This window comes from Ruegeria sp. A3M17 (genome assembly GCF_003318255.1).
Classification (GTDB): Bacteria; Pseudomonadota; Alphaproteobacteria; order Rhodobacterales; family Rhodobacteraceae; genus Ruegeria.
Window position 1 is genome coordinate 1 of sequence record NZ_QOCF01000021.1, and the last position, 1,511, is coordinate 1,511.

A 1,511-nucleotide genomic window follows, 5' to 3' on the forward strand; every position below is an offset into this window, starting at 1 on the left:
CTTTGTTCGTTCCGGGATAGGCTAATCATCGCTGCCAGTGCACCTTCCAACTCGATCTGCACGCCATCCCGTTCATGTTGGATCGTGACACGTTCGATCTGTTTGACGTCAGCGCCTATGGGTCCAAATAGGGTGATCTGATAAGAGAGTGTTGTTGGCTCATCGTAACCACTGAGGAGTGGAAGATGAGGAAGACAACGAAGAGCCCTGGCGAGAAGATCGTCAAAGACAACAAACGCGCGACCCGCAAACACTATTCGTCAGAAGAGAAGATCAGGATCGTGCTGGATGGCCTTCGTGGCGAAGACAGCATTGCTGAGCTGTGCCAACTCCATTCACTTTGCAATTTTTGAATGCGTCTGGCAAGCGGGGCGCATTCTTGGGGACTCAGTGCATTTGCGATGAAAGCAACGCCCTCATGAACCTGCACAAATTTCCGCTTGGATTCAAAGCATCAAGTTTTGGGTATGCTTTTGAAGAGCTCAGTTTTTTAGTCGATCAGAGATAAGTTCCGACTAGCTTGAAATATAGCAAAATCGTCGCCAAAATACCCATTGCACCAGCATCGGGCCCGAAGGCTGTGACCGAGCCTACAGTACCGACTGTCGCCGCGCCTTGGTCTAGGCCTTTCGGCCATCCCAAGATCACCAATGCTTCCCCGCTGCTTCCTATGTCAAGCGCGCTCAGAATATCCGAACCTACCGGCACTTGGCCCGACGCAGTACCCGCTGCGACTTCTACGACCTCGCTATCGAATATCTGCCCTGGCTTTCGATCAAGGACGATTTTCACAGGTGTTCCGACAGGCATCCCATTTATTCCGTTCTGAGAAAATACTCCGGCTATGGAAATGCTGTCTATGCGGATAAATGGCATTACGGGGCTAAGGGGGCGCGCCTGATCCCCCGCAGAAACACCCAGCGATGTCACGATGCCGTCCGACGGTGCCATAACAACAGTTTGATCGTAATCATACTGTGCGCGATCCAGACGAGCTTGCGCAGAAACCATTGCGGCGCGAGATTCGTCTACAGCCTGCTTGGAAACAGTAGCTTTATTGTTGTCGTATGCAGTCTTTTGACGATCATAAGTGATTTGGGCGATTTCCAAATCCGCGTTCGCTTCCTCCAGGTTCGCTTTGAACGGTGTTTTGTCCAGTTCAAGGAGCACTGTGCCCTGTTGGATCGGTACATTCGGTAAGACAGGAACCGACGAAACTACACCTCCGACGACCGGTGCAATCTCCACAACTTTTGCGACGACGGTTACTCTGCCTGACGGTGTGCGGGTGTTTAGGAGGCCAACAACGACAAGAACTATTACGAGACCAGCGAAAGCAACTATGGATTTTGTCCCTCGGCTCCAGGGCAGCAACTCGAGCTTGAAAAAAATTATCCAAACAAGAATCGCATATAATCCGAGTACAATCAGCATGTCTTACCCCACATTCAGTTGCCGCCTTGAATATCTGAGAGAGTACGCCGGTTTCAGGTGTCCGTCGTCGGGGATTT

1 protein-coding gene and 1 pseudogene are annotated in these 1,511 nt (G+C 51.2%); one reads left to right on the forward strand and one right to left on the reverse strand.

Annotation, left to right across the window (positions count from 1 at the left end; translation table 11 throughout):
- Nucleotides 1–185 precede the first annotated feature (185 nt).
- Nucleotides 186–329, forward strand: a pseudogene (locus DS906_RS12375) (IS3 family transposase); the annotation flags it as partial.
- A 169-nt stretch (nucleotides 330–498) separates the two neighbouring features.
- Here the strand turns inward: DS906_RS12375 and DS906_RS12380 are convergent.
- The gene (locus DS906_RS12380; protein WP_113790472.1) at nucleotides 499–1,434 is read right to left on the reverse strand and encodes an efflux RND transporter periplasmic adaptor subunit; all 936 of its coding nucleotides are present in this window, start codon (nucleotides 1,432–1,434) and stop codon (nucleotides 499–501) included.
- Between the last annotated feature and the right edge of the window lie 77 nt (nucleotides 1,435–1,511).

Coding starts and splice junctions, on each gene's coding strand:
- DS906_RS12380 (WP_113790472.1), bottom strand. CDS start 1,434: ATGCTGATTGTACTCGGATTATATGCGATTCTTGTTTGGATAATTTTT.